The following is a 24,997-nucleotide window of genomic DNA, read 5'->3' on the forward strand; positions in this document are numbered from 1 at the left end:
TACTCCCGGTCGTTGACGACGATCTGCCGCCAGTACCAACCAGCGGCCACCCGGATTCATTTCCCCGGGCGGTGGTTCTTTCGGGGGACGGGATTCGCGGCCCGTTCCCGCACATTCCCCATGCTCGCACACCACGCGGGTATGGTCATCGCCCGATCCGCGGGAACCACCCACCCGGGGCGCCCCCGGTTGCCAGGATGGGTGCCATGATCCTGCGCCAGGTACGGGACAGTGCCGCCGACGCCGAGGCCGTGCGGCGGATCGCCCGCTCGGCCTTCCAGGACCTGGCCGCCCGGACGGGCGACGCCGAGCGGTCGCAGGCACCCGAGGAGGAGGCGCGTACCGTCCAGCAGCTCGCCCGGACCAGGCATCTGGCCCGGACCGACCCGCAGGGGTGCTGGATCGCCGAGCACGACGGCGAGGCGGTGGGCGCGGCCCTGTCGATGCGCCGCGAAGGGGTGTGGATCCTGGCCCTGTTCGTGGTGCTGCCCGCCGCCCAGGGGCAGGGCGTGGGGCGGCTGCTGCTGGAGCAGGCGGCGGCCCACGGCCGCGGCTGCCTGCGCGGGCTGCTCTGCGCCTCGCCCTCCCCCGCCGCGGCCCGGCGCTACCGGCGGGCCGGGTTCACCCTGCACCCGGCGATGACCCTGGCCGGCCGGGTGGACCGGGCCGGCCTGCTGGACCCGGGCGACATCCCGGTGCACCCGGGCGGTCCGGTGCACCGGCACCTGCTGGACTCGGTGGACCGCAGCGCCCGTGGGGCCGCCCACGGGCCGGACCACGACTTCATGCTCGCCCACTACGACGAGCTGCTGGTCGCGGACACCCTCGCGGGCAGCGGCTACTGCTACCGGGACGGCGGTTCGGTCAAGCTGCTGGCCGCGACGTCCAAGCGGATCGCCACCCGTCTGCTGCGCGAGGCGCTGGCCCGGGTGCCGGACGGCACGCAGGCCGATGTGGAGTTCCTCACCGCCGAGCAGGAGTGGGCCGTGGACGTGGGGCTGGAGGTCGGCCTCGCACTGGGGACGCGGGGGTACCTGGCGGTCCGGGGCATGCGTCCGCCGGCGCCGTACATCCCCAGCGGCGGCTTTCTCTGACCCCGGCCGGACGGCCCGTGAGCCCGCGGCTTCACGGGCTCACGGGCTCACGGGCTCGGCAGCCCGCCGGCTCATCGGTTCACGCCATGGTGTCGAGGATCTCCTGGACCATCTCCATCGTGGTGCCCGGGTGCAGGAAGGCGAACCGGGCCACCGTCTCGCCGTCCCAGCCGGTGGGGGTGACGAAGCCGATCTGGTCCGCGAGCAGCTGCTGCGACCAGCGGTAGTAGTCGTCGTGGGTCCAGCCCTTGCGCCGGAAGCAGACGGCGGACAGCTGCGGGTCGTGCAGCAGCTCCAGGTGCTCGGTGCCGCGGATCACCCGGGCGCTCTCCCGGGCCAGGCGCAGGCCCTCCTCGATCGCGTCGGTGTAGGCGTCGGTGCCGTGCACGGCGAGCGAGAACCAGAGCGGCAGGCCGCGGGCGCGCCGGGTGAGGTGGTAGGCGTAGTCGGTGGGGTTCCACTCGTCGCCCTCGGTGTGCAGGACGTCCAGGTAGGAGGCGTCCTGGGTGTGCACGGCGCGGGCCAGCTGCGGGTTGCGGTAGATCAGCGCGGCGCAGTCGAACGGGGCGAACAGCCACTTGTGCGGGTCCACCACGAAGGAGTCGGCGTGCTCGATGCCGTTGTAGCGCTCGCGGACGGAGGGGGCGAACAGCCCGGCCCCGCCGTACGCGCCGTCGACGTGGAACCAGAGTCCGCGCTCGCGGGTGACCTCGGAGAGGCCCTGGAGGTCGTCGACGATGCCCTCGTTGGTGGTGCCGGCGGTGCCGACGACGGCGATCACGGTCTCCGGGTGCGGGTCCGCGGCGAGGGCGGCGCGCAGCGCCTCGCCGGTGAAGCGGCGGTCCACGGTCGGGACGACGAACGCCTCGACGCCGATGATGTTGAAGGTGTTCTTGACGGAGGAGTGCACCTGGTCCGCGACGGCGATCCGCAGGGTGGCCTCGCGGCCCACGCCGAGCTTGCGGCGGGCGGTGTCGCGGGCGACGACCAGCGCGGAGAGGTTGCCGGCCGAGCCGCCGGAGACGAAGGTGCCGCCGGCCGTCTCCGGCAGGCCGGCCCGGTCCGCGATCAGGCGCAGCACCTGGTTCTCGGCGGCGATCGCGCCGGCCGCCTCCAGCCAGGAGATGCCCTGGAGGGAGGCGCAGGAGACCACCATGTCGAAGAGCAGCGCGGCCTTGGTGGGGGCGCAGGGGATGAACGAGAGGTAGCGGGGGCTGTCGGCGGAGATCACCGCGCGGGAGAGCTCGTGGTCGTACAGCTTGAGCACGTCGGCGGGGTTGTTGCCGGTGGCGTTCAGGACGCCGGCCAGCCGGGCCCGCAGGTGGTCGCCGTCGCCGGGGTGGTCGAGCGGCACCGGGTCGTACTGCAGCCGCTCGCGCATGTAGTCGAATACCAGGTCGACCAGCTCGCTGTCGGGCCGGTGCATGCGGTGGGGGGCTGCGGACACGGGTGTCCCTCTCGGCTGTCGGGGGTCGGGGAGGCGGGCCGCGCGGCTGGGGAGCGCGGGGCGGACCGGCATGATCAGCCTAGGCAGCGGGGCGGTCCGCACGCGCGTCGGAACCCGGCCGGTGGGGCAGCTTTCGGGCGTGTTCGGGGGCCTCCGCGCAGGATTCCTGCGTGGGGCCGGTGGGGCGGGCGGTGCGGTGGGTGGCGGGCCCGGCGGGCGGCCCGAGGGGGCCGGTGGGGCCCGGGGGGGCCGAGCCCAGGACCGGGCCGGGCCCCGGCGCTCAGCCGATCAGGCGGGAGAGGACCACCGAGCTGCGGCTGCGCTGGACGCCCGGCTCCTTGCGGATCCGCTCGATCACGGCCTCCAGGTGCCCGGTGTCGGAGGCCCGCAGGTGGACCAGCGCGTCGGGGTCGCCGGTGACCGTCCAGGCGGCGACCACCTCGGGGAACTGGCGCAGGCTGGCGAGGATCTCCTCGGGGGCGGTCCGCTCCCGGCAGTACACCTCGACGAACGCCTCGGTCTGCCAGCCGAGCAGCGCCGGGTCCAGCACGACGGTGAAGCCGCGGACGACTCCGCGGGCCCGCAACCGGTCGATCCGGCGGCGCACGGCGGTCGCGGAGAGGTTCACCAGCAGGCCGATCTCGGCGTACGAGGCGCGGCCGTCGCGGCCCAGCTGGGCGAGCACGAGCCGGTCGGTCTCGTCCAGGGAGGCTCCGCCCGGCTCCGGCGGTCGGCTCGTGCTCATCGGTGCGGGGCTCCCGGTCGTGCGGTGTGCTGGGCGGTGATCCGCGGAAACGGTTCACCGCCCATTCTGGGGGATCGGGCCGGTCAGTCCACCAGGAGCACGATCTTGCCCCTGGTCCGGCCCTCCGCGCTCAGCGCCTGGGCGGAGGCGGCCTGGGCGAGCGGCAGGGTGCAGGCGACGGTGACGGTGAGCCGGCCCTCGTCGGCGAGTTCGGCGAGCGCGGTGAGGTCCGCGGTGTCCGGGCGGCCCCAGACGTAGTGGCCGCCGCGGGCGACCACGCCGTAGTCGGCGACGGAGGCGATCCGGGCGGGGTCGGCGACCAGTCCGGCGGAGACCGCGACGGCGTCGCCGCCGACCAGGTCCAGGGCGGCGTCGACCCCCCGGGGGGCCAGCTCCCGGACCCGCTCGGCCAGTCCGTCGCCGTACGCGACCGGCTCGGCGCCGAGCTCCCGCAGGTAGGCGTGGTTGCGCGGGCCGGCGGTGCCGATCACCCGGGCGCCGAGCGCCCTGGCGATCTGGACGGCGAGGTGGCCGACGCCGCCTGCGGCCGCGTGCACCAGCACGGTCTCGCCGGCCTTGATCCGCAGGGCCTTGACCAGGCTCCGGTGGGCGGTGAGCCCGGCCAGCGGGAGGCCTCCGGCCTGTGCCCAGTCGAGCGCGGCGGGCTTGCGGGCCAGGGTGCGCACGGGCGCGGCGACCAGTTCGGCGTAGGTACCGTGCTCGACTGCGTCCTTGCGGACGTAGCCGATCACCTCGTCGCCGGGCGCGAACTCGGTGACCGCCCCGCCGACGGCCCGGACCACGCCCGCCACGTCCCAGCCCGGGATCAGCGGGAAGCGCACGTCGAAGGTGCCGTCGAGGCGTCCTTCGCGGACCTTCCAGTCGACCGGGTTGACCCCGGCGGCCCGCACCTCGACGAGCACCGAGTCCGGGCCGACCTTGGGGTCGGGGAGGTCGGTCCACTCGACGACCTCCGGGCCGCCGTACTGCCTGATCGCGATTGCCTTCATCCGGCCAGCCAACCTCAGGAGCCCCATGAACACCTCCCGGTACACGCCGGGAAGACTCCGCTTGGTCGAGCGGTTCTGATCACATCGACAGGACGGCCATCGTCAATCTGACGCTAACCGGGTTATGATAGATAACGTCAGATAGACGAGAAGGCCGCTTCGACAAAACCCGGCCGGCACAGGAGGGCACCCGCCCGTGACCACCACCACTGAGACCTACGGCGTCGACCCCACCCCGACGCCGCTCGCGCTGCTGCTGCTCGGCCGCGAGGCCGACCCCAACAGCGAGCGCGGCGTCGAGTGCCCCGGGGACCTGCCCGCCGCCTCCGACCCCGATCTCGTCGAGCGGGCCCGCGCGGCCAAGGCCGCCCTCGGAGACCGCGTCTTCATCCTCGGCCACCACTACCAGCGCGACGAGGTCATCGAGTTCGCCGACGTCACGGGCGACTCGTTCAAGCTCGCCCGGGACGCCGCCGCCCGGCCGGAGGCCGAGTACATCGTGTTCTGCGGCGTGCACTTCATGGCGGAGTCCGCGGACATCCTGACCGGCCCGGCGCAGCAGGTCATCCTCCCCGACCTCGCGGCCGGCTGTTCGATGGCCGACATGGCCACCGCCGAGCAGGTCGCCGAGTGCTGGGACGTGCTCACCGACGCCGGCATAGCCGATGTCACCGTGCCGGTCTCGTACATGAACTCCTCGGCCGACATCAAGGCCTTCACCGGCAAGCACGGCGGCACCATCTGCACCTCCTCCAACGCCGAGCGCGCGCTGGAGTGGGCCTTCGAGCAGGGCCAGAAGGTGCTCTTCCTGCCGGACCAGCACCTGGGCCGCAACACCGCCGTCCGCGAGATGGGCCTGTCGCTGGACGACTGCGTGCTCTACAACCCGCACAAGCCGAACGGCGGGCTGACCGAGCAGCAACTGCGCGACGCCAAGATGATCCTGTGGCGCGGGCACTGCTCGGTGCACGGCCGGTTCTCGCTGGACTCGGTGAACGACGTCCGCGCCCGCATCCCCGGCGTGACGGTGCTGGTGCACCCCGAGTGCAAGCACGAGGTGGTCTCCGCGGCCGACATGGTGGGCTCGACCGAGTACATCATCAAGGCGCTGGACGCCGCCGAGCCCGGCTCCAAGTGGGCCATCGGCACCGAGCTGAACCTCGTCCGCCGGCTCGCCAAGGCGCACCCGGACAAGGAGGTCGTCTTCCTGGACCGGGCGGTCTGCTTCTGCTCGACCATGAACCGGATCGACCTGCCGCACCTGGTCTGGGCGCTGGAGTCGCTGGTCGAGGGCCGGGTGCCGAACGTGATCACGGTCGACCCCGAGACCGAGAAGTACGCCAAGGCCGCGCTCGACCGGATGCTCGCCCTGCCGTAGCCGGCGGCGGGCCCCGCGGTCGCGGGCATGTGTGAGGGCGGGCACCCCGGGGGGTGCCCGCCCTCACACATGCCCGTCCGCGTCCGGCGGCCGGCCGCAAGACCGCCCCGGACCTAGCCGTACTCGGGGATTCCCGGGATCAGCCCGTCGCCCTCGGCCCGCAGCAGCTGCCGGACCTCCTCGATGGTCGCCTCGGCGTCGGGGAGGATCAGGTCGGACGGCTCCAGCGAGTCGTCCGGCAGCGGACTGCCGAACTCCTTCACCGCCGCCAGCAGGCTGTCCAGCGCGGACCTGAAGTGCTCCTCGTCCCCCGACTCCAGCGCACGCAGCAGATCGTCGTCCAGCTCGTTGAGCCGGTTCAGGTGGTCGTCGGCCACCTGGAACTGCCCTTCCCCCATGACCCTCATGATCATGCCGCTGCGTCTCCCTGCTGTCGTGGCCGATGCCGTAGGAGTGGGATCACTTGTTGTAGTTGATCGTCCCCGGTGTGTCCTGCTTGTCCTGCGTACCGGGCTTGCCCTGCTCGATGGCCGGCTGCGCGGCCGCGGGGCCGCCGGTGAGCTCGGCCTTCATCCGGGCCAGCTCCAGCTCGACGTCGGAGCCGCCGGCCACCCGCTCCAGCTCGGCCTCGATGTCGTCCTTGCGGCCGAGACCGCTGGCGTCGTCGAGCGCGCCGGAGGCCAGCAGCTCGTCGATCGCACCGGCCCGGGCCTGCATCTGGGCCGTCTTGTCCTCGGCCCGCTGGATCGCCAGGCCCACGTCGCCCATCTCCTCCGAGATCCCGGAGAAGGACTCCGCGATCCGGGTCTGCGCCTGGGCGGCGGTGTAGGTGGCCTTGATGGTCTCCTTCTTCGTCCGGAAGGCGTCCACCTTGGCCTGCAGCCGCTGGGAGGCGAGCGTGAGCTTCTCCTCCTCGGCCTGGAGCTGCTGGTACTGCGTCTCCAGGTCGGTGATCTGCGACTGCATGTTGGCCTTGCGGGTCAGGGCCTCGCGCGCGAGGTCCTCCCGGCCGAGCGAGAGCGCCTTGCGCCCCTGGTCCTCGTACTTCGCGGACTGCTGCTGCAGCTGGGTCAGCTGAAGCTCCAGGCGCTTGCGCGAGGTGGCCACGTCGGCCACGCCCCTGCGCACCTTCTGCAGCAGTTCGAGCTGCTTCTGGTACGAGTAGTCGAGCGTTTCACGCGGATCTTCTGCACGGTCCAGGGCCTTGTTGGCCTTGGACTTGAAGATCAGCCCCATACGCTTCATGATTCCGTCGCTCATGGGCCTCGGGTGCCCCCTTCTCCGGCCTGCGGTCTCAGTCTCGTTACCAGACACGACGAGTGTATGTGCAGCGAGGCCATCGCCGCAGTGCACCTGCCTGCAACAAGACTGCTACAGCCACGGGTGCCGATGCCTCATCCCGGGGGTGGAAACCGACCCCGATTTCATGATCCGGCAGGGGGAGGGAACCCCGTACTGGACGCGCCGGTCCTCAGGGCCGGAACCTCGGAAGATCCTCCTCGGAATCTTGATCGATATCTGTTTGGGTCCGACGGCACGGGAAGAAGCGTCCGCGCACCACGTACGCTGGGGGTGTGTTCCGACGCCGTTCAGACGATGCCACTGCCTCCGCCGCCGTGCTGGAGAAGCAGAGCGATACGAGCCAGGCCCGCGACCCGCAGGCGAAGAAGGGCCGGCCCACGCCCAGGCGCAGTGACGCCGAGGCCAACCGGCGCACCCGGGTGACCGTCCCCAAGGACCGCAAGGAGGCCGCCCGGCAGTCCCGCGAGCGGATGCGCTCCGAGCGGGAGAAGCAGCGCACCGCGCTGCTGGAGGGTGACGAGCGCTACCTGCCCGCCCGTGACAAGGGCCCGGTGCGCAAGTTCGTCCGCGACTACGTGGACGCCCGCTGGTCGCTCGCCGAGTTCTTCCTGCCCGCCGCCGTGGTCATCCTGATCCTCAGCGTGGTGCGGGTGCCGGCCCTGCAGCTCCTCTCCACCCTGCTCTTCCTCGCCTTCTTCGTCCTGGTGATCCTGGACTTCGCCCGCCTGGGCCTCGGCCTGCGCAAGCAGCTCGGCGAGCGCTTCGCCGGGCAGAACACCCGGGGCGCCGTCGCGTACGGCCTGATGCGCATCCTGCAGATGCGCCGACTGCGGCTGCCCAAGCCGCAGGTCAAGCGCGGGGCCAGGCCCTGACCGCCGAGCCGGTGAACTCGGGCTGGGCCCCTCCCACCTGGGAGGGGCCCGGCCTGTACGCGTTGCCGGGCCAGGGCGGCGGGGGCCACGACCGGCTCCCCTCGCGCAGCGGCTCGTTCGCCGGCGCCGGCCCGTCGCCGGAGCGCCAGGGCGGACTGCGCAACCTGGTCCGTCAGGAGATGGTGGCCAGGCAGCTGGCCGAACAGCTCGCCGGACGTACCGGCCAGCGCGTCCTGGACGTCGGCTGCGGCCAGGGCGTCCAGGCGCTGCGGCTCGCCAGGGCCGGCCACTTCGTCACCGGCATCGACTCGGACCAGTACGCCCTCGGGCTCGCCCAGGCCGCGCTGGCCGAGGAGCCCGACGAGGTCCGCGGCCGGGTCCAGCTGCTCAGCGGGGACGGCCACCAGTGCGGCCGCTGGTTCGGCGCCCGCAGCTTCGACGTGGTGCTCTGCCACGGCGTCCTGATGTACCTGCCCGACCCGGACCCGATGATCGCCTCGCTGGCCCGGCTGCTCGCCCCCGGCGGGGTGCTCTCGCTGCTGGCCCGCAACCGCGACGCGCTGGCCATGCGCCCCGGCGCTGCCGGCGACTGGCGCGCGGCGCTGCACGCCTTCGAGAGCGACCGCTACTACAACCGGCTCGGGCTCACCGCCCGCGCCGACCGGCTCGCCGACCTGGCCGTCACCCTCGCCGAGGTCTCGGTGCCGCTGAAGCACTGGTACGGCGTGCGGGTCTTCACCGACAACACCGCCGACGACTCCGCGCCCCCGGTGGACGGCCGGCGCCTCGCCCAGCTGCTGGACGCCGAGGAGCGGGCCGGCAAGACCGACCCGTACCGGCAGATAGCCGGGCTGCTGCACGTGGTGGGCGCGAAGTAGCGAGCCGCGCACCAGGCCCGCGCGCCGCCCGCCGGGCCCGCTCGTCGGCCGGGTGCCGAGCCGGGTGCCGGCCGGATCTCCCCGGCCGGACGGATCCGGCCGGGTACCGGGTGACTCCCGGACGGGGTGGTCTCAGCCCTCGTGCAGGCTCATCGAGTAGATGACCCGGTCGTCGTCGAGCAGCACGGCGTTGTCGACGCCGTCCTCGACCAGCTGCTTCCAGCTCTCGCCGATCCAGGACTCCGCGTCGCCCTGCCCCGGGAACTCCTCCTGGCCGCCCGCGGGGGTGACCAGCGTTCCGTCCGCCTTCTCGTACCGCCACGTCCAGACCATGCCCGGCTCCTCCCGCTGACGACTGGTTGGTCGTACCGCTCTGTCCCGCCGCACTCTCGTGCCGCTGCTGTGTCGTGCTGCGCACATTAGCCTGCCCGCCGCGATCATCCCTACGCCTCGTCCGGCAGGATGGACGCCATGCCAATCCCCCGCACCCTGATCCTCGGCGGCGCCCGCTCCGGCAAGTCCACCCGGGCCGAGCAGCTGCTCGGCGGGTACGACGACGTTCTCTACGTGGCGACCGGCGGCACCCGGGACGGCGACCCGGAGTGGGCCCGGCGGGTCGACCTGCACCGCGAGCGGCGCCCGGCGAGCTGGCGCACTGCGGAGACCTGCGACCTGGAGGGCGTGCTGCGGGACACCGCCGACCCGGCGCCGGTACTGATCGACTGCCTGGCGCTCTGGCTGACCACCGTGATGGACGAGTGCGACGCCTGGGACGACGCTGCCTGGGCCGCCGGCGGCGAACGGGCGGTCGGGCTGCGCTGCGCGGCGCTGGCCGAGGCCTGGGGGTCGACCGACCGCCGGGTGATCGCGGTGAGCAACGAGGTCGGGATGGGCGTCGTCCCCGCGACGGCCGCCGGACGGCGCTTCCGCGACACCCTCGGCCGGCTGAACATGGCGGTGGCCGACGCCTCGGAGCGGGTGCTGCTGGTGGTGGCGGGACAGGTGGTGACGGTGAAGCCCGCCTCCTGACAGGCCAGCCACCTGATCGCGCCCGACGCCGTGTAGCCTTCCCAGCGATGGACACGACCGTGGATCTGGATACGTTCTCCTCGCTCGTCGAGCGCCCCGACGAGAGCGCCCGCCGGGCCGCCGACGAGCGCTGGCGGGCGCTCGACCGGCCGCGCGGCGGCCTCGGCCAGTTGGAGGAGCTGGGCAGCTGGCTCGCCTCCGTGCAGGGGCACTCCCCCGTGCGGCCGCTGTCGGCGCCCAAGGTGCTGCTGTTCGCCGGCGACCACGGGGTCGCCTCGCTGGGCGTCTCCGAGCTGTCCGCCGACGGCGGGACGGCCGGGCGGGTGCGCGCCGTCCTCGACGGCACGGCGCCGGTCGCGGTGCTCGCGCGGCGCTTCGGCGCCCGGGTACGCGTGGTCGACGTGGCGGTGGACGCCGATCAGGACGACTTCCCCGAAGAGGTGACCCGCTACCGGGTGCGCCGCGGCTCCGGCCGGATCGACGTCGAGGACGCGCTCAGCGCGGAGGAGGCCGCCCGGGCCTTCCGCGCCGGCATGGCGGTCGCCGACGAGGAGGCCGACGCCGGGACGGACCTGGTGGTGCTCGGCGACCTCGGGGTCGGCTCGACCACCGTCGCCGCCGTCCTGGTCGGCGCCCTCTGCGGGACGGACGCGGCGGCGGTCACCGGGCGCGGCTCCGGCATCGACGACCGGGTCTGGATGGTCAAGTGCGCCACCGTCCGCGACTCGCTGCGGCGGGCCCGGCCGGTGCTCGGCGACCAGCTGGCCCTGCTGGCGGCCACCGGTGGCGCGGACTTCGCCGCCATCACCGGCTTCCTGCTGCAGGCCGCGGTGCGCCGACTGCCGGTGGTGCTGGACGGCGTGGTCTCCGCCTCCTGCGCGCTGGTCGCGCAGCGGATCGCGTTCCGGGCCCCCGAGTGGTGGCGGGCCGGTCAGTCGACCGGCGAGCCCGCCCAGGCGAAGGCCTACGACCGGCTGACGCTGATCCCGCTGCAGGAGCAGAAGATCACCATGGGCGAGGGCGTCGGCGCGCTGATGTCGCTGCCGCTGCTGCAGGCGGCGGCGGACACGCTGGCCGAGGAGACGGCCGTGCTCCCCGGCCTGCCCGAGGCGCCGGCGCTGCCGCGGGTGCAGCCCAAGCTGCCCTCGGCGGCGGATCTGCTCGGCCGGGTCTGAGGCGGTGCCGGACGGGCCGGAGGCGGACGGGCCGAGGGCGGGCGGGCCCGGAGCGGACGCGGCCGACTCCGGTGTCACCGGTACCGGTGTTTCCGGCACCGGTACGCCCGGGGCCCGGGATCCGCGTGCGAGCCGGTTGCGGTTCGAAGGGCTGAGGTTCGCCTTCGGCACGTTGTCCGTCCTCCGGGTGCGGGTCGAACGCTGGGACCGGCCGACCGCGGGGCGCGCGATGCTCTGCGCGCCGGTGGTCGGGATCGTGCTCGGGGCGCTCGCCGCCGCCCCCAGCACCCTGGTGGCCTGGCGGGCGGGCGGACCGCTCGGCGCGGTCACGGCGGTCGCGGCGCTCGCCGCCCTCACCCGGGGCCTGCACCTGGACGGCCTCGCCGACGTCGCCGACGGCCTCGGCAGCGGCAAGCCCGCCGAGGACGCCCTACGGATCATGAAGCAGTCCGACATCGGCCCCTTCGGCGTGCTCACCCTGCTGCTCACCCTGCTCGCCCAGATCGCCGCGCTGGCAGGCCAGTTCGAGCACTCCGCGGTACGCGGCGCGCTCTCCGTGCTCGCCTGCGCGGTCACCGCGCGCTGCGCACTCGCCTGGGGCTGCCTGCGCTCGGTGCCGGCCGCCCGGCCGGGCGGCCTCGGCGCGATGGTCGCGAGCACCGTGGCGCCCGCCGCGGCGCTCGCCGTCTCCGCCGCCGCCGCCGTGCTGCTCGCCCTGGCCGGCCTCACCGACGGCTGGTCCGCCCTGCGGCTCCCGCTCGCCCTCGTCGCCGGACTGCTCGGCGCCCGGCTCCTGCTGCGCCGCTGCGTGCGCCGCTTCGACGGCATCACCGGCGACGTCCTGGGCGCGACGGCGGAGACCGCCGCCACCTGCTGCCTGCTCACGCTGGCCCTGACGGGCTGACCGACCAGGGAACAGGCCGCGGGACCGGGCGCCTTCCTGACCGGCCGTCAGCGCGATGCCCGCAGCCGGACCTGGGCACCGAGAGCTCGGTCCGGCCCTGGAGCCGTCCGACGGAGGGGTCACCGGACCCCGGCCACCCGGGGCCGGATCGCCGGCCGAGGCCCACGGTCGCGGCTGGAAGCTGATGCTCGATCAACTTCTGTGCCCCGGACCGGCGCTGGAGCGGGATCGCCGCCCGGGTGCGTGGAGCGTCACCGGAGGGTGCGTCGGGCCCGCGCCGCTCCTCCCTCCCCCTTCGGCCCGCCTCGCGCGCGAACCCGCCCGCCCGGGCGGCGACCTGGGAAGGGCCGTCGTGGCTCGTGGCCGGTCGTGCCCGGCTCACCTCCCGCCGCCACCGTGCAGCGTCGCACCGAGGCGTCGTCGAGGCGGGGCCGGGGCCGAGGGCCGGTGGCGGGCCTGCCGTGGGACGACCGGTCAGGGCCGGGACCGGGGGCGGCGTGATCCCAGCATGCGGACTACCATGCGGGGAGCACCGTAGCCCTGCACCGTCGCGGGAACTGCCCGGCCGCTCTTCGCCGAGGAGCCGGGACCTCTGGTGTGTGCGGTCGCCGGAGGCGGCGCACGCGCCAGGGGTCCCGGAGCCGGAGCCGGCCGGGCGGGTCCCCGCGACCCGGGGGTACGCCGGTGCGGCATCACCGCCGCACCCGGCCGTGGACGCGAAAGAACAGGACGCAAATACGTGACTGCATTGTCTGTGAGCACCTCCTCCGCCGCATCGCTGCGCGCGGACGCCCTGGTGGTCGGTGTGGCGAAGGGCGCGAAGGGCATCGTGGTGGCACCCGGTGCCGAGGCCGTGATCGAGGCGTTCGACGGCAAGCTGGCCGAGGTCCTCACCACCCTGGGCGCCACCGGTGGCGAGGGCGAGGCCGTGAAGGTCCCCTCCCCCGCCGGCCTGAAGGCCCCCCTCGTGCTCGCGGTCGGTCTCGGCGACGCCGAGCAGGGCTTCTCCGAGGAGGCCCTGCGGCGCGCGGCCGGTGTCGCGGCCCGGACCCTCGCCGGCACCAAGAAGGTCGCGCTGGCGCTGCCGGCCGAGTCGGCCGAGGAGGCCGGCGCGATCGCGCTGGGCGCGCTGCTCGGCTCGTACTCGTACGGCACCTACAAGAGCAACGGCGCCGGCAAGGAGCCGGTCGGCGAGCTGGTCGTGCTGACCACCCGCAAGGGCAGCAAGGACGCCAAGGCCGCGGTCGAGCGCGCCACCGCGGTCGGCGAGGAGATGAACCGCGCCCGCGACCTGATCAACATGGCGCCGAACGACCTCAACCCGAAGGCCTTCGCGACCATCGCCCAGGCCGCCGGCAAGGAGCACGGCCTCAAGGTCGAGGTGCTGGACGAGAAGGCGCTCGCCAAGGGCGGCTTCGGCGGCATCCTGGGCGTGGGCGTCGGCTCGACGAACCCGCCGCGGCTGGTGAAGGTGGCCTACACCCACCCGAAGGCCAAGGCGACGCTCGCCTTCGTCGGCAAGGGCATCACCTACGACTCGGGCGGCATCTCGCTGAAGCCGGCCGGTCACAACGAGACCATGAAGTGCGACATGTCGGGCGCGGCGGCGGTCTTCGCGGCCGTGGTCGCGGCCAAGCGCCTGGGCCTGGCCGTCAACATCACCGGCTGGCTGGCGCTGGCGGAGAACATGCCGTCCGGCTCGGCCACCCGCCCCGGCGACGTGCTGCGGATGTACGGCGGCAAGACCGTCGAGGTGCTGAACACCGACGCCGAGGGCCGGCTGGTGCTGGCGGACGCGATCGTGCGGGCCGGCGAGGAGAACCCGGACGTGATCGTCGACGTGGCGACGCTGACCGGCGCGATGGTGCTGGCCCTGGGCACCCGCATCTTCGGCGTGATGTCCAACAGCGACGAGCTGCGCGAGACCCTGCACGCCACGGCGCAGGAGGCCGGCGAGCAGTCCTGGCCGATGCCGCTGCCGGTCGAGCTGCGCAAGGGCATGACCGAGTCGACCATCGCCGACCTGGCGAACATGGGCGAGCGGATGGGCGGCGGCCTGGTGGCCGGCCTCTTCCTGAAGGAGTTCGTCGCCGAGGGCATCGACTGGGCGCACCTGGACATCGCGGGCCCGGCCTTCCACGAGGGCGCGCCGTACGGCTACACCCCCAAGGGCGGCACGGCGAGCGCGGTGCGCACGCTGCTGCGCTTCGCCGAGCGGACGGCCGCGGGCGACAAGGCCTGACGCTCCGTCCCGAACGGTTCCTCCCGCCCCCGGCCACCGGGGACGGCCCGGCCCGGCGCCCTTCAACGGGCGCCGGGCCTATTTCATTCCATTTTCCGGTTACCTGGCGGTAATAAGTCCTGGAGGCCTCCGCACCCCTGTTCGCTGCGGGCGAAACTTTGTTCCACAAGGTGGAACTCCCCGGGCCACCGGCCCCGGACGGCCCGGCTCACCGCCCGGGAACGACCCCTGTGAGCTGCGGCGATACCCTGACGTACGGGACGTTCGACCCCCCGCTACGGGGTGCCCCGATACCCTCGGGGCAGGCCGGGACATCAGCTGCCACGAACAAGTGCGAAGATGTATTTCCGGCACGACTGGGCGCCTTACAAAGGCTTCCCGACCCACCGGACCGCGACCGGCCCGGCGATCCGCACCCCTTTGCATGGAGGACGTGACGTGGCGAACGACGCCAGCACCGTTTTCGACGTTGTCATTCTCGGAGGCGGAAGCGGCGGTTACGCCGCGGCGCTCCGCGCCGCTCAGCTGGGCCTGAGTGTGGCCCTGATCGAGAAGGGCGAGCTGGGCGGCACCTGCCTGCACCGTGGTTGCATCCCGACCAAGGCTCTCCTGCACGCGGCCGAGGTCGCGGACGAGACCCGCGAGGCGGCGGACTTCGGTGTCCTCGCCACCTTCCAGGGCATCGACATCAAGGGCGTCCACAAGTACAAGGACGACGTCGTCTCCGGCCTGTACAAGGGTCTGCAGGGCCTGGTCGCCTCCCGCAAGGTCCACTACATCACCGGCGAGGGCAAGCTCTCCTCGCAGACCTCGGTGGACGTGAACGGCCAGCGCGTCGAGGGCCGCCACATCGTCCTCGCCACCGGCTCCGTGCCGAAGTCGCTGCCGGGCCTGACCATCGACGGCGACCGGGTGATCTCCTCGGACCACGCCCTCAAGCTCGACCGCATCCCGAAGTCGGCCGTGATCCTGGGCGGCGGCGTCATCGGCGTCGAGTTCGCGTCCGTCTGGAAGTCCTTCGGCGTCGACGTCACCATCGTCGAGGCCCTGCCGCACCTGGCCCCGCTGGAGGACGAGAACTCCTCCAAGCTGCTGGAGCGCGCCTTCCGCAAGCGCGGCATCAAGTTCGAGCTGAAGGCCCGCTTCTCGGGCGTCGAGTACACCGCCGACGGCGTGCGCGTCTCCACCGAGAACGGCAAGCAGATCGACGCCGACCTGCTGCTCGTCGCCATCGGCCGCGGCCCGGTCTCGGCCGGCCTCGGCTACGAGGAGAACGGCGTCGCCACCGACCGCGGCTACGTCCTGGTCGACGAGTACATGCGCACCAACGTGCCCACCATCTCCGCCGTCGGCGACCTGGTCCCGACCCTGCAGCTGGCCCACGTCGGCTTCGCCGAGGGCATCCTCGTCGCCGAGCGCCTGGCCGGCCTCAAGGCCGTGCCGATCGACTACGACGGCGTGCCGCGCGTGACGTACTGCAACCCCGAGGTCGCGTCGGTGGGCATCACCGAGGCCAAGGCCGTGGAGCTGTACGGCAAGGACAAGGTCGTCACGCTCAAGTACAACCTGGCCGGCAACGGCAAGAGCAAGATCCTCAAGACCGCCGGCGAGATCAAGCTCGTCCAGGTCAAGGACGGCGCCGTGGTCGGCGTCCACATGGTCGGTGCCCGCATGGGTGAGCAGGTCGGCGAAGCCCAGCTCATCTACAACTGGGAGGCGCTGCCGGCCGAGGTCGCGCAGCTCATCCACGCGCACCCGTCGCAGTCCGAGGCCCTCGGCGAGGCGCACCTGGCGCTGGCCGGCAAGCCGCTGCACGCGCACGACTGATCGCGCGCCCCGCTTACTTCCCCCATCCCGTACGCAAGACTTGATAGGAGTCGCTGAAACCATGGCGGTCTCAGTAACACTGCCCGCGCTGGGCGAGAGCGTTTCCGAGGGCACTGTCACCCGCTGGCTGAAGGCCGAGGGTGAGCGCGTCGAGGTCGACGAGCCGCTGCTCGAGGTCTCGACCGACAAGGTCGACACCGAGATCCCGTCGCCGGTCTCCGGCATCCTCGCCGCCATCAAGGTCGCCGAGGACGAGACGGTCGAGGTCGGCACCGAGCTGGCCGTCATCGACGACGGCTCGGGCGCCCCGGTCGCCGCTGCCGCGCCGGTCGCCGAGGCGGCCCCGGCCGCGCCGGCCCCCGTCGCCGAGGCTCCGGCCGCTCCCGCCCCGGTGGCCGAGGCCCCGGCTGCCGCGCCGGCCGCTGCCGCCCCGGCCGGCGACGCCACCCCGGTGCTGCTCCCCGCGCTGGGCGAGAGCGTCTCCGAGGGCACCGTCACCCGCTGGCTGAAGGCCGAGGGCGACACCGTCGAGATCGACGAGCCGCTGCTCGAGGTCTCCACCGACAAGGTCGACACCGAGATCCCCTCGCCGGTCGCCGGCGTGCTGGTGAAGATCCTCGTGGGCGAGGACGAGAGTGCCGAGGTCGGCGCCCAGCTCGCGCTGATCGGTGTCGCGGGCGCGGTCGCCGCCGCCCCGGCCCCGGCCGCCGCTCCGGCCCCGGCCGCGGCCCCCGCTCCCGTCGCCGCTCCGGCCGCTCCGGCCCCGGTCGCCGCCCCGGCCCCCGCGCCGGTCGCCGAGGCTCCGGCCCCGGCTGCCGCTCCCGCCCCGGTCGCCGCTCCCGCCCCGGTGGCTCCGGCCGCTCCGGCCCCGGTCGCCGCCCCGGCCCCCGTCGCCGCCCCGGCCGCTCCCGCCGCCGACAGCTCCGACGCCTACGTCACCCCGCTGGTGCGCAAGCTCGCCGCCGAGCAGGGTGTCGCCCTGGGCTCCGTCACCGGCACCGGTGTCGGCGGCCGGATCCGCAAGCAGGACGTCATCGCCGCCGCCGAGGCCGCCAAGGTGGTGGCCGCTCCGGCGCCCGCCGCTGCCGCCGCGCCGAAGGCCGCCGCCGCGCCGTCCCCGCTGCGCGGCCAGACCGTGCCGATGACCCGGGTCCGCAAGGCCATCGCCAAGCACATGGTCGACTCGCTCAAGGTGTCGGCCCAGCTGACCACCGTGGTCGAGGTGGACGTCACCCGCATCATGCAGCTGCGCAACAAGGCGAAGAACGGCTTCCTGCAGCGCGAGGGCGTCAAGCTCTCCCCGCTGCCGTTCTTCATCAAGGCCGCCACCGAGGCGCTCAAGGTCCACCCGGTCCTGAACGCCAAGGTCAACGCCGACGACACCATCACCTACCACGACGTCGAGAACATCGGCGTCGCGGTGGACACCGACAAGGGCCTGTTCGTCCCGGTGATCCACGGCGCGGGTGACTTCAACATCGCCGGCATCGCGAAGAAGGTCGCCGACCTGGCGACCCGCACCCGCGACGGCGGCCTGAAGCCGGACGAGCTGGCGGGCGGCACCTTCACGGTGACCAACACCGGTTCGCGCGGCGCGCTGTTCGACACCCCGATCCTCAACCAGCCGCAGGTCGGCATGCTGGGCATCGGCGCCACCGTGCGCCGCCCGGTCGTGATCAACCACCCGGACCTGGGCGAGACGATCGCCGTCCGCGACATGGTCTACCTGGCCCTGTCGTACGACCACCGGATCGTGGACGGCGCCGACGCCGCCCGCTACCTCGGCACCGTCAAGGCCCGTCTGGAAGAGGGCGCCTTCGAGGGCGACCTCGGCCTGTAAGGCCGTCAGCGGGCCGCGCCCGCTGCCGCGACCCCCGCTCCGTCCCCGGACGGAGCGGGGGTTTCCGCGTTTCACGGCGACTTCGCATGCGTTTGCCCGAGTGAACAGGGATGCTGGAGCGGTGATGTACGAGACGGACTTCTGGCAGATCATCGACGAGACCCGGGACGCCGCCGACGGCGACCCGGACGAGCAGGCCGACCGGCTGGTGGAGCGGCTCGCGCAGCTGACGCCGGACGACGTCATCGACTTCGCCCGGCTGTTCGAGGCGCGCTTCCAGCGCGCGTACCGGACCGACCTGTGGGGCGCCGCCCACCTGCTGCTGGAGGGCGCGTCGGAGGACGCCTTCGACTACTTCCGCTGCTGGCTGATCGGCCAGGGCCGGGAGGTCTTCGAGGGCGCACTGCAGGAGCCCGACGACCTTGCGGAGCTGGTACCCGACTTCGACGAGGAGGAGGACGGCGACGCCGAGGACATCGGCTACGCCGCCGACGAGGCGTACGAGCAGCTGACCGGGCTGCCGCTGCCCGACCTCGGGCTGGACCAGCCGGCCGGGCCGCAGGGCGCACCGCTGGACTTCTCCGACACCGAGGCGATGGCGAAACGCTTCCCCCAGCTCTGGGAGCGCTTCGGCGAGTAGGCCGGGCCCGGGGCGTACCCCGTTCCCGGCCCCTCGGTCGGCCCCGGCCCGTCAGACCCCGCTGCCGGTGCCGTCCTGCTTGATGCCCTTGAGGATCTGGTCGAGGGCGGACGGGTCCGGCGCCTTCGGGTCCTCGTCCACCCCGCCGTTGAGGACGACGAAGCCGCCGCCCTCGGCCGGCACGGCCGCCAGCAGCACGTAGCCGGTGGTGCCGTCACTGGTGCGGACGTGCCAGCGCACCGCGTAGCCGGCGACGCCCGCCACCGTGGTCGCCGAGGAGCCGGCGTCGGTGTGCGAGGACAGGCCGGAGAAGATCGCCTGCGCGTAGGCGGGGATCGCCGCCTCGGCCGCCGCCCGCGCGGTGGAGCCCTGGACGGGATCCGTCTTGATCGAGAACTGGCCCCGGACGCAGTCCCCGCCGCCCGGGCAGGTGTAGGGGCCGCTGGTCAGCGCGACGGTCGCGGTGCTGCCGGGCGTACCGGCCACCCACCCCGCCAGTACGGGGACGGTGATGGCGTGCTGGGCGTCGGGCACCGTCCCGGTCACCGCCACCGGGGCGGTGCTGCGCGGCGAGGCGGAGGGGCTGGGACGCCGGCTGGGCGAGCCGGCGGGGCTCTCCGAGGGGCCGTCCGGGAGGGTCGGCAGCGCGAGGGTCGGCGTGGGCCTGGGCTTGGGATCGTCGCCGCTGTTCAGGGCCACCCCCGCCGCGATGCCGCCGGCCACCAGGACGGCCACCACCACGCCGATGACCAGGCCGTTGCTGCTCCTGCGCGGGGCGGCCGGGCCGGGGTAGCCGGCGCCGGGCGGGTAGCCGGGCAGGCCCGGTCCACCCGGCTGGGCGCCGCCGGCCGGATAGCCGGACGGGTACCCCGCGCCGGGCTGCGGCGGGTAGCCGTAGCCCTGGCCGGGCTGGGCGGCGGGCCCGTAGCCGGGGGGCGCGGCCGGCGGCCCGTACCCCGGGGCGGCCTGCGGCGGTGCCGTGCTCTGCCAGGCCTGGGTCGGAGCATCGGCGATCTGCCCGCCCGTGGGCGGGCCGCCGGCGGCCGGACGGACGTCGTTGCTCCAGGCGTTGCCGTCCCACCAGCGCTCGTGGGTGGCCGCGCCGTCCGGCCCTGTGCCCGGTACGGGATACCAACCGGGAGGCGTCGAGTTGCTCACCGCCGTACCGTACCCGTCGTGGACCGCTCCCAGACAGGGCCTGCCGGTGACAGTACGGTCCGGGTTGTCACGGTTCGGCCACTGCGCCCGGGTGCCCGGCGCGGGCGGGGCCGGGCCCGGCGGGCGTGGTACCGGGTACTCGGCGGGCGGTCGGCCCCGCTCGCGTGGGGTCGCCCCCCGTCAGTCCTCGGCGTCGAGCCGGCGGGCCATCCAGATGTCGTCCACGTACCGGCCGTCCAGCAGGAACTCCTCGCTCAGCGAGCCCTCGACGCGGAAGCCGCAGCGTTCGTAGAGCCGGCGGGCGGGCTCGTTGTGGCCGAGCACCCGCAGGCTGATCCGGCGGGCGCCGTCCGCCCGGGCCGCCGCGCAGGCGGCCTCGACCAGCGCGCGCCCGACGCCGCGGCCGCGGACCGACCCGTCGACGGCGAGGCCCTGGATCTGCCGGACGTGCCGGTTGCTGGCCAGCGGGGTGGGCGGCACCTGGCGCACGTAGCCCACCACCCGGCCGCCGATCAGGGCCAGCAGGTACTGCTCCGGCGGGTGCCGCTCGTCGAAGACCCCGCTGTCCTCGGCGGGCCGGGGGGCGACGTCGCTCAGCCACGACCAGGCGGCGCGGTTGAGGTCTGCCAGTTCCCGTTCGTCCTCAGGGCGGGCCGATCGGATGATCAGTTCGTCGTCTCGCATGGGCGCCATGCTAGCCAGCGGCGTTCCCCGGCCGGGGCCGACGGAGCTGCGAGGATGGGCCCATGCGCATCGCTGTCACCGGTTCGACCGGGTTCCTCGGGTCCGCACTCGTCCGCTCGCTGCTGGCCGACGGCCACCAGGTGGTCCGGCTGGTCCGGCACCGCAGCCGGACCGGGCCGCAGGCCGACGGCACCACCGCCATCGGCTGGAACCCGCTGCGGATGGAGATCGACCGGGCCGGGCTGGCCGGGGTCGAGGCCGTGGTGCACCTGGCCGGCGCCGGCGTCGGCGACCACCGCTGGACCGACTCCTACAAGCGGGAGATCAGGGAGAGCCGGGTGCTCGGCACCGAGACCCTGGCCGCCGCGCTGGCCGCCGCCGACACCCCGCCCCGGGTGCTGGTCAGCGCCTCGGCGGTGGGCTACTACGGCCAGACCGGGGACCGGGTGATCGACGAGGACTCACCGGCCGGGGACGACTTCCTCGCCGAGGTCTGCGTGGAGTGGGAGGCCGCGGCCCGGCCCGCCGCCGACGCCGGCATCCGGGTCGTGCACCCGCGGACCGGACTGGTGCTGGCGACCGGCGGTGGCGCGGGCGCCAGGCTGTTCCCGCTGTTCAAGCTGGGGCTCGGTGGCCGGCTGGGGTCGGGCGACCAGTACTGGAGCTTCATCTCGCTGGCCGACGAGGTCGCCGCGCTGCGCTTCCTGATCGACCGGAAGGACATCGAGGGGCCGGTCAACCTGACCGCGCCCCAGCCGGTGACCAACCGTGAGCTGACGGCGGCGGTCGGGCGGGTGCTCGGGCGCCCGACGCCGTTCCCGGTGCCGGAGGCCGTGCTGAGGACCGTCCTCGGCGAGCTCGCGGTCGAGGTGGCCGGGAGCCACCGGGTGCTCCCCGCCCGGCTGACCGAGGCCGGCTTCCGGTTCCGGCACCCGGATGTCGAGTCGGCGGTGCGGGCGGCCCTCTAGCCACGGCCCGGGCCGGCCCCGGGGCCCCTGGCGCCCCTGCGGGCCCGGGCGGGGGCCGGAGTGGCGGCCCGGCCCTGGGCGGCCGTCAGGGCGGCCCGCAGCGGCCCCGGCGCGGGGCCCGTGGCGACCTGCCGGACGGCCCGGCGCCCTCGGGGGCGAGGAGGGCGGAAACGGGAGCAGGGGGCGCACGGGAGCACACGAGAGGCGCGCCGCAGGTACCAGGTCACCGTGCGCGGCCGAGGGCCCGCCAACCGGGCGGCCCGGCGCACACTGCGTGACCGTGCCCCGGCCCGTGCCACCGAATCCCGCCGCGCCCACGGATCCGGCCCGGCCCCGCTGTCTGATTCCGGCATTGACGGGGCATCACTTGGGCGGACCGTGTCCCGGCACCCCGCTGCCTGTGTCGGCCGAAGCTCCGGGACCAGGGAGGGAGCACGCCAGTGCCCGCATACGACTTCACCCGCCGTACCCGCCGCCAGTCCGACCCCGACGTCGTGGTGGTGGGCGCCGGGGCGGCAGGCCTCGCCGCCGCCCGCGCGCTGACCGGCCACGGACTGACCGTCCAGGTGCTGGAGACCACCGGCCGGATCGGCGGCCGGATGGCCACCCGCGAGGTGGACGGGTTCCGGCTCGACCACGGCAGCCACCTGCTCAACACCGCCTTCCCCGAGCTGCGGCGCCGGCTGGACCTGGACCGGCTGGACCTGCGCCCGCTCGCCCCCGGCGTCCTGGTGCACAGCGGCGGCCGGCGCTACCGGGCCGGCGACCCACAGCTGACCACCGCCCGCCAGGCGGCCACCCGCACGCCCTTCGGCAGCCCGCTGGACAAGGCCAGGCTCGGCAGCTGGCTGAGCCGGCTGGCCGCCACCCCGGCCTCGCGGCTGCTGGCCCGCCCCGAGACCACCGCCGCCCGCGCGCTGACCGAGCGCGGGCTGCCCGCCCGTACCGTCGACGGCGTGCTGCGACCCCTGCTGGGGGCGCTGCTCAGCGACCCCGGCCTCGGGACCAGCAGCCGGGTCGCCGACCTGGTGCTGCGCTCGTACGCGCGCGGACGGCTCTGCCTGCCCGCCGCCGGGATCGCCGCCGTGCCCGCCCAGTTGGCCGCCGCCCTGCCCGCCGGCACCGTCCGGCTCGGGGTGCGGGTCACCTCGATCGCCGCCGACGGGGTCGAGACGGCGAACCACGGCCGGATCGGCGCCCAGGCCGTGGTGATCGCCACCGACGCGCCCTCCGCCGCCGAGCTGATGCCCGGTCTGCGGCTGCCCGCCTTCCACCCGGTGACCACGTACTACCACGCCGCCGACCGGACGCCGGTGAACGAGCCGGTGCTGTTGCTGGAGGGCGACCGGACCGGCAGCGGACCGCCGCTGGTCTCCCACTCGCTGGTGCTGAGCGAGCTGCACCCCTCGTACGCGCCGGCGGGGCAGGCCCTGATCGCCACCACGGTGCTGGGGCGGCGCGGCTTCGACAGCGGCGGGGCGGCCGGGCTCGAACCGGCCGTCCGCGCGCGGCTGGCGGAGCTGTACGGGACCTCCACCACCGGGTGGGAGTTCCTGAGCGTGCGCCATGTGCCGGACGCCGTGCCCGCGATGCCGCCGCCGCACAACTTCCGGCGGCCGGTCCGGGTGCTGGCCGGGCTGTACGTCTGCGGCGACCACCGGGACACCAGCAGCGTGCAGGGGGCCCTGGTCTCCGGCCGCCGGGCGGCCGACGCCGTCCTGCGGGACCTGGGGCTGCCTGCGGCCGGCCGCGAGGCGGAGGTGGCCGCGTAGCCCCGGAGCCGGTCCGCACGGCCGGGGGAACCGGGACCCCCGGCCGCGCGGACCGGGAGGACCGGCGCCCCGCCGCGGCCCCGCGCGCCGTCCGCCGCCCCGACCCCTCGGCGGGGCGGCGGCCCGACGGGCCCTCAGACCACCCCGGCCTGGCGGGCGGCCTCCTCGAAGGCCCGGGCCACCGGGCTGCCGCGGTACGGCGTGAGCCGGCGGTGGAACTCGCGGACGTACTCCAGCGTGCGGGCGGAGCGCATCTCCCCGGCTGCCCGCAGCGCGTCGGTCGCCATCGTGCAGGCCTCGTCCAGGTCGCCCATGCCGAGCCGGGCGGTGGCCAGCACCAGCCGGCAGAAGATGCGGCTCCGGGCGTACGCGGGCGAGCGCAGGCGCAGCGACTTCTCGGCGTGCTGGGCGGCCGGCCGCCACTGCTGGAGGTCGCGGTAGCAGTGCGCGAACTCGTCGGCCAACTGGGCCTCGTCGAAGAACCGGGCCCACGGGGGCAGGTCGTCGCCCGGGCGGGCGGCGGCCAGCGAGCGCTCCGAGCGGACCAGCGCCGTGGTGCAGGCCCGGACGTCGCCGAGCAGCCCGTGGCCGCGCGCCTCGGCGGCGTGCAGCAGCGACTGAACGGCGGGGGGCACCGAGGTGCCGACGCCCTGCTGGGCGACCCGGGCCAGCTGGACCGCCTCCCGGCCGTGGCCGAGGTGCACCGCCTGCTGGCTCATGGTGACCAGCACGTAGCCGCCGAGCGCGCGGTCGCCGGCCGCCTGGGAGAGCCGCAGCGCCTGGACGAAGTAGCGCTGTGCCAGGCCGTGGGCGGCGATGTCGAAGGACGTCCAGCCGGCCAGCCGGGTGAGGTCGGCGACGGCGCCGAACAGCGCCCGGCCGATCTGCTCGCCGTACCGGCCGCGCAGCATCGGCTCGGCCTCGCTCTCCAGGTACCGCACCAGGGCCTGCCGGGCGTGGCCGCCGCCGTAGGCCTGGTCCAGGGCGCGGAAGAGGTCGCCGACCGCGCGGACGGCGGCGATGTCCCCGCGCCCGACCCGCAGGGCCGGGCGCGGTTCGCCCGACGGGTCGCCCGACGGCGGCTCGACCGCGACGGGCGGGCGCCGGTTCTGCAACGGGACCCGGCCGAGGGCGGGCTGGCCGGGTGCCACGCCCGGTCGCCGCTCGGGTGCCCGCTCGGGCCCCCGCTCACCGGGTCGGACCGGGGCCGCGGGGCCGGCCGGACCTCCTTGACCGGGCGGGCCCGCCGCGGCACCGCCCGGACCGGGCGAGGGGTCGAGCAGGCCCGGCACCGAGCCGTCCCTGGCCACCCGCTCGTCCGTCCGGCCGATCAGCCAGTCCCGGCTCGGGACGACCAGGCCGGCCGGGGTGAAGGCGATCCGGCGCAGCTCGGACTGCGGGCCGCTGTCCTTGCGCCACATGCTGGCGACGATCTCCACCGCCTCCTGCGGCGTCTCGGCGAACTCCAGCCCGGCGTAGACCGGCGCGCAGGCGTCCAGGCCGAGGTCCTGGGCGGTGAGCCGGCGGCCGAGCCGGCGGGTGAAGACCTCCGCGATCAGGGCCGGGGTGGCGCCGCGGGGCTGCTGGCCACGGAGCCAGCGGGTCACGGAGGTCTTGTCGTAGCGCAGGTCCAGGCCGTGTTCCAGGCCGAGCTGGTCGACCCGGCGGGCCAGGCCGGCGTGCGAGAAGCCGGCCTCGTCGATCAGCACGGCCAGCCGGCCGTTCTGCGGGGCGCCGGCGGCCGGCGGGTCGCCCGGCCCCGCGGCCGGCGCCCGCAGTCCGGCGCTGTCGTGGTGCCCCGGCTCGCCGGGGTGCGGGGCGCCGTCGGGCGGCCCGGCGGCGTCGGGCCGCCCCGCGTCCTGGGGCGGCCCGGGGGCGTCGTGCAGGGAGTCGGAGGCGTCCGTGAGGGCCGGCCCGTCCGGCCCAACGCGGGGGTCGAGCGGGTCGAGCGGTCCGTACGCCGGGCTGTCGTCTGTTGCGGGCCGTTGGGGCATAGTCAGTCAACACCTCTCGAAGCGTCGCTCAGGCACAA

The 24,997-nt window shown here is 74.6% G+C and carries 21 protein-coding genes and 1 pseudogene; 13 read left to right on the plus strand and 9 right to left on the minus strand.

Going from position 1 to position 24,997, the window contains the following annotated elements; genetic code table 11:
• Window positions 1-206 precede the first annotated feature (206 nt).
• The gene (locus tag J2S46_RS12055; RefSeq protein WP_191293669.1) at window positions 207-1,094 is read left to right on the plus strand and encodes a GNAT family N-acetyltransferase; all 888 of its coding nucleotides are present in this window, start codon (window positions 207-209) and stop codon (window positions 1,092-1,094) included.
• 79 nt (window positions 1,095-1,173) lie between these two features.
• Here the strand turns inward: J2S46_RS12055 and J2S46_RS12060 are convergent, their stop codons facing one another.
• The 3 genes from J2S46_RS12060 to J2S46_RS12070 all read right to left on the minus strand — a co-directional run bounded on the left by J2S46_RS12060 (window position 1,174) and on the right by J2S46_RS12070 (window position 4,296).
• On the minus strand, window positions 1,174-2,541 hold the full coding sequence (locus J2S46_RS12060; protein ID WP_229913274.1) for a pyridoxal phosphate-dependent decarboxylase family protein: 1,368 nt from the start codon (window positions 2,539-2,541) through the stop codon (window positions 1,174-1,176).
• 280 nt (window positions 2,542-2,821) lie between these two features.
• Window positions 2,822-3,286, minus strand: a complete 465-nt coding sequence (locus tag J2S46_RS12065) for an Lrp/AsnC family transcriptional regulator (RefSeq protein WP_073923264.1) — start codon at window positions 3,284-3,286, stop codon at window positions 2,822-2,824.
• 83 nt (window positions 3,287-3,369) lie between these two features.
• The gene (locus tag J2S46_RS12070; RefSeq protein ID WP_191293670.1) at window positions 3,370-4,296 is read right to left on the minus strand and encodes an NADP-dependent oxidoreductase; all 927 of its coding nucleotides are present in this window, start codon (window positions 4,294-4,296) and stop codon (window positions 3,370-3,372) included.
• Between the two features lie 196 nt (window positions 4,297-4,492).
• Between J2S46_RS12070 and nadA the strand changes: the two genes are divergently transcribed.
• A complete protein-coding gene (gene nadA, locus J2S46_RS12075; protein WP_073923262.1) occupies window positions 4,493-5,674 on the plus strand; it encodes a quinolinate synthase NadA in 1,182 nt (393 codons plus the stop codon).
• A 113-nt stretch (window positions 5,675-5,787) separates the two neighbouring features.
• Here nadA and pspAA read toward each other — a convergent pair whose 3' ends face one another.
• Together pspAA and J2S46_RS12085 are read right to left on the minus strand one after the other, a co-directional pair.
• Complete coding sequence (pspAA, locus tag J2S46_RS12080; protein WP_073923261.1) at window positions 5,788-6,087, minus strand: PspA-associated protein PspAA; 300 nt, start codon at window positions 6,085-6,087, stop codon at window positions 5,788-5,790.
• A 46-nt stretch (window positions 6,088-6,133) separates the two neighbouring features.
• On the minus strand, window positions 6,134-6,934 hold the full coding sequence (locus J2S46_RS12085) for a PspA/IM30 family protein (RefSeq protein WP_190214897.1): 801 nt from the start codon (window positions 6,932-6,934) through the stop codon (window positions 6,134-6,136).
• Between the two features lie 314 nt (window positions 6,935-7,248).
• Here J2S46_RS12085 and J2S46_RS12090 point away from each other — a divergent pair, with 314 nt between their 5' ends.
• Window positions 7,249-7,848, plus strand: coding sequence for a DUF3043 domain-containing protein (locus J2S46_RS12090; RefSeq protein WP_191293671.1), 600 nt, complete (start codon window positions 7,249-7,251; stop codon window positions 7,846-7,848).
• A 179-nt stretch (window positions 7,849-8,027) separates the two neighbouring features.
• A complete protein-coding gene (locus J2S46_RS12095; protein ID WP_191293706.1) occupies window positions 8,028-8,726 on the plus strand; it encodes a class I SAM-dependent methyltransferase in 699 nt (232 codons plus the stop codon).
• 132 nt (window positions 8,727-8,858) lie between these two features.
• Here the strand turns inward: J2S46_RS12095 and J2S46_RS12100 are convergent, their stop codons facing one another.
• Window positions 8,859-9,059, minus strand: a complete 201-nt coding sequence (locus tag J2S46_RS12100) for a hypothetical protein (protein ID WP_073923258.1) — start codon at window positions 9,057-9,059, stop codon at window positions 8,859-8,861.
• A gap of 141 nt (window positions 9,060-9,200) precedes the next feature.
• On the opposite strand from J2S46_RS12100, the pseudogene cobU reads away from it, so the two are divergent.
• From cobU to J2S46_RS12135, 7 genes and pseudogenes are all read left to right on the plus strand, one after another.
• Window positions 9,201-9,755: pseudogene (gene cobU, locus J2S46_RS12105) on the plus strand (bifunctional adenosylcobinamide kinase/adenosylcobinamide-phosphate guanylyltransferase); the annotation flags it as partial.
• 47 nt (window positions 9,756-9,802) lie between these two features.
• Window positions 9,803-10,930: a nicotinate-nucleotide--dimethylbenzimidazole phosphoribosyltransferase gene (locus J2S46_RS12110; protein ID WP_191293673.1), complete on the plus strand. Its 1,128-nt coding sequence runs from the start codon at window positions 9,803-9,805 to the stop codon at window positions 10,928-10,930.
• A gap of 136 nt (window positions 10,931-11,066) precedes the next feature.
• A complete protein-coding gene (locus J2S46_RS12115) occupies window positions 11,067-11,834 on the plus strand; it encodes an adenosylcobinamide-GDP ribazoletransferase (protein ID WP_191293674.1) in 768 nt (255 codons plus the stop codon).
• A gap of 739 nt (window positions 11,835-12,573) precedes the next feature.
• Entirely contained in the window at window positions 12,574-14,076 is a 1,503-nt protein-coding gene (locus J2S46_RS12120; protein ID WP_191293675.1) for a leucyl aminopeptidase, read from the plus strand.
• A 438-nt stretch (window positions 14,077-14,514) separates the two neighbouring features.
• Window positions 14,515-15,903 (plus strand): dihydrolipoyl dehydrogenase, encoded by a 1,389-nt coding sequence (gene lpdA, locus J2S46_RS12125; protein ID WP_191293676.1) that lies wholly within the window; start codon window positions 14,515-14,517, stop codon window positions 15,901-15,903.
• A 61-nt stretch (window positions 15,904-15,964) separates the two neighbouring features.
• Window positions 15,965-17,743: a 2-oxoglutarate dehydrogenase, E2 component, dihydrolipoamide succinyltransferase gene (gene sucB, locus J2S46_RS12130; protein ID WP_191293677.1), complete on the plus strand. Its 1,779-nt coding sequence runs from the start codon at window positions 15,965-15,967 to the stop codon at window positions 17,741-17,743.
• Between the two features lie 124 nt (window positions 17,744-17,867).
• Complete coding sequence (locus tag J2S46_RS12135) at window positions 17,868-18,383, plus strand: DUF4240 domain-containing protein (protein WP_191293707.1); 516 nt, start codon at window positions 17,868-17,870, stop codon at window positions 18,381-18,383.
• Window positions 18,384-18,434: 51 nt separating this feature from the next.
• Here J2S46_RS12135 and J2S46_RS12140 read toward each other — a convergent pair whose 3' ends face one another.
• Window positions 18,435-19,541: a DUF2510 domain-containing protein gene (locus J2S46_RS12140; protein ID WP_191293678.1), complete on the minus strand. Its 1,107-nt coding sequence runs from the start codon at window positions 19,539-19,541 to the stop codon at window positions 18,435-18,437.
• A gap of 180 nt (window positions 19,542-19,721) precedes the next feature.
• On the minus strand, window positions 19,722-20,234 hold the full coding sequence (locus tag J2S46_RS12145) for a GNAT family N-acetyltransferase (protein WP_191293679.1): 513 nt from the start codon (window positions 20,232-20,234) through the stop codon (window positions 19,722-19,724).
• A 53-nt stretch (window positions 20,235-20,287) separates the two neighbouring features.
• On the opposite strand from J2S46_RS12145, the gene J2S46_RS12150 reads away from it, so the two are divergent.
• Together J2S46_RS12150 and J2S46_RS12155 are read left to right on the plus strand one after the other, a co-directional pair.
• Window positions 20,288-21,193, plus strand: coding sequence for a TIGR01777 family oxidoreductase (locus J2S46_RS12150; RefSeq protein ID WP_191293680.1), 906 nt, complete (start codon window positions 20,288-20,290; stop codon window positions 21,191-21,193).
• Window positions 21,194-21,633: 440 nt separating this feature from the next.
• A complete protein-coding gene (locus J2S46_RS12155) occupies window positions 21,634-22,965 on the plus strand; it encodes an FAD-dependent oxidoreductase (RefSeq protein ID WP_191293681.1) in 1,332 nt (443 codons plus the stop codon).
• Window positions 22,966-23,099: 134 nt separating this feature from the next.
• Here the strand turns inward: J2S46_RS12155 and J2S46_RS12160 are convergent, their stop codons facing one another.
• Complete coding sequence (locus tag J2S46_RS12160) at window positions 23,100-24,959, minus strand: NsdA family TPR-like regulatory protein (protein ID WP_229913276.1); 1,860 nt, start codon at window positions 24,957-24,959, stop codon at window positions 23,100-23,102.
• Between the last annotated feature and the right edge of the window lie 38 nt (window positions 24,960-24,997).

This window comes from Kitasatospora herbaricolor, assembly GCF_030813695.1.
GTDB lineage: Bacteria > Actinomycetota > Actinomycetes > Streptomycetales > Streptomycetaceae > Kitasatospora > Kitasatospora herbaricolor.

Bases quoted from the DNA above. Each gene is read 5' to 3' on its own strand.
- J2S46_RS12145 (WP_191293679.1), bottom strand. From the start codon at position 20,234: ATGGCGCCCATGCGAGACGACGAACTGATCATCCGATCGGCCCGCCCT.
- J2S46_RS12055 (WP_191293669.1), top strand. From the start codon at position 207: ATGATCCTGCGCCAGGTACGGGACAGTGCCGCCGACGCCGAGGCCGTG.
- J2S46_RS12135 (WP_191293707.1), top strand. From the start codon at position 17,868: ATGTACGAGACGGACTTCTGGCAGATCATCGACGAGACCCGGGACGCC.
- J2S46_RS12160 (WP_229913276.1), bottom strand. From the start codon at position 24,959: ATGCCCCAACGGCCCGCAACAGACGACAGCCCGGCGTACGGACCGCTC.
- J2S46_RS12065 (WP_073923264.1), bottom strand. From the start codon at position 3,286: ATGAGCACGAGCCGACCGCCGGAGCCGGGCGGAGCCTCCCTGGACGAG.
- J2S46_RS12100 (WP_073923258.1), bottom strand. From the start codon at position 9,059: ATGGTCTGGACGTGGCGGTACGAGAAGGCGGACGGAACGCTGGTCACC.
- J2S46_RS12110 (WP_191293673.1), top strand. From the start codon at position 9,803: ATGGACACGACCGTGGATCTGGATACGTTCTCCTCGCTCGTCGAGCGC.
- J2S46_RS12070 (WP_191293670.1), bottom strand. From the start codon at position 4,296: ATGAAGGCAATCGCGATCAGGCAGTACGGCGGCCCGGAGGTCGTCGAG.
- J2S46_RS12150 (WP_191293680.1), top strand. From the start codon at position 20,288: ATGCGCATCGCTGTCACCGGTTCGACCGGGTTCCTCGGGTCCGCACTC.
- J2S46_RS12085 (WP_190214897.1), bottom strand. From the start codon at position 6,934: ATGAGCGACGGAATCATGAAGCGTATGGGGCTGATCTTCAAGTCCAAG.
- sucB (WP_191293677.1), top strand. From the start codon at position 15,965: ATGGCGGTCTCAGTAACACTGCCCGCGCTGGGCGAGAGCGTTTCCGAG.
- pspAA (WP_073923261.1), bottom strand. From the start codon at position 6,087: ATGATCATGAGGGTCATGGGGGAAGGGCAGTTCCAGGTGGCCGACGAC.
- J2S46_RS12095 (WP_191293706.1), top strand. From the start codon at position 8,028: ATGGTGGCCAGGCAGCTGGCCGAACAGCTCGCCGGACGTACCGGCCAG.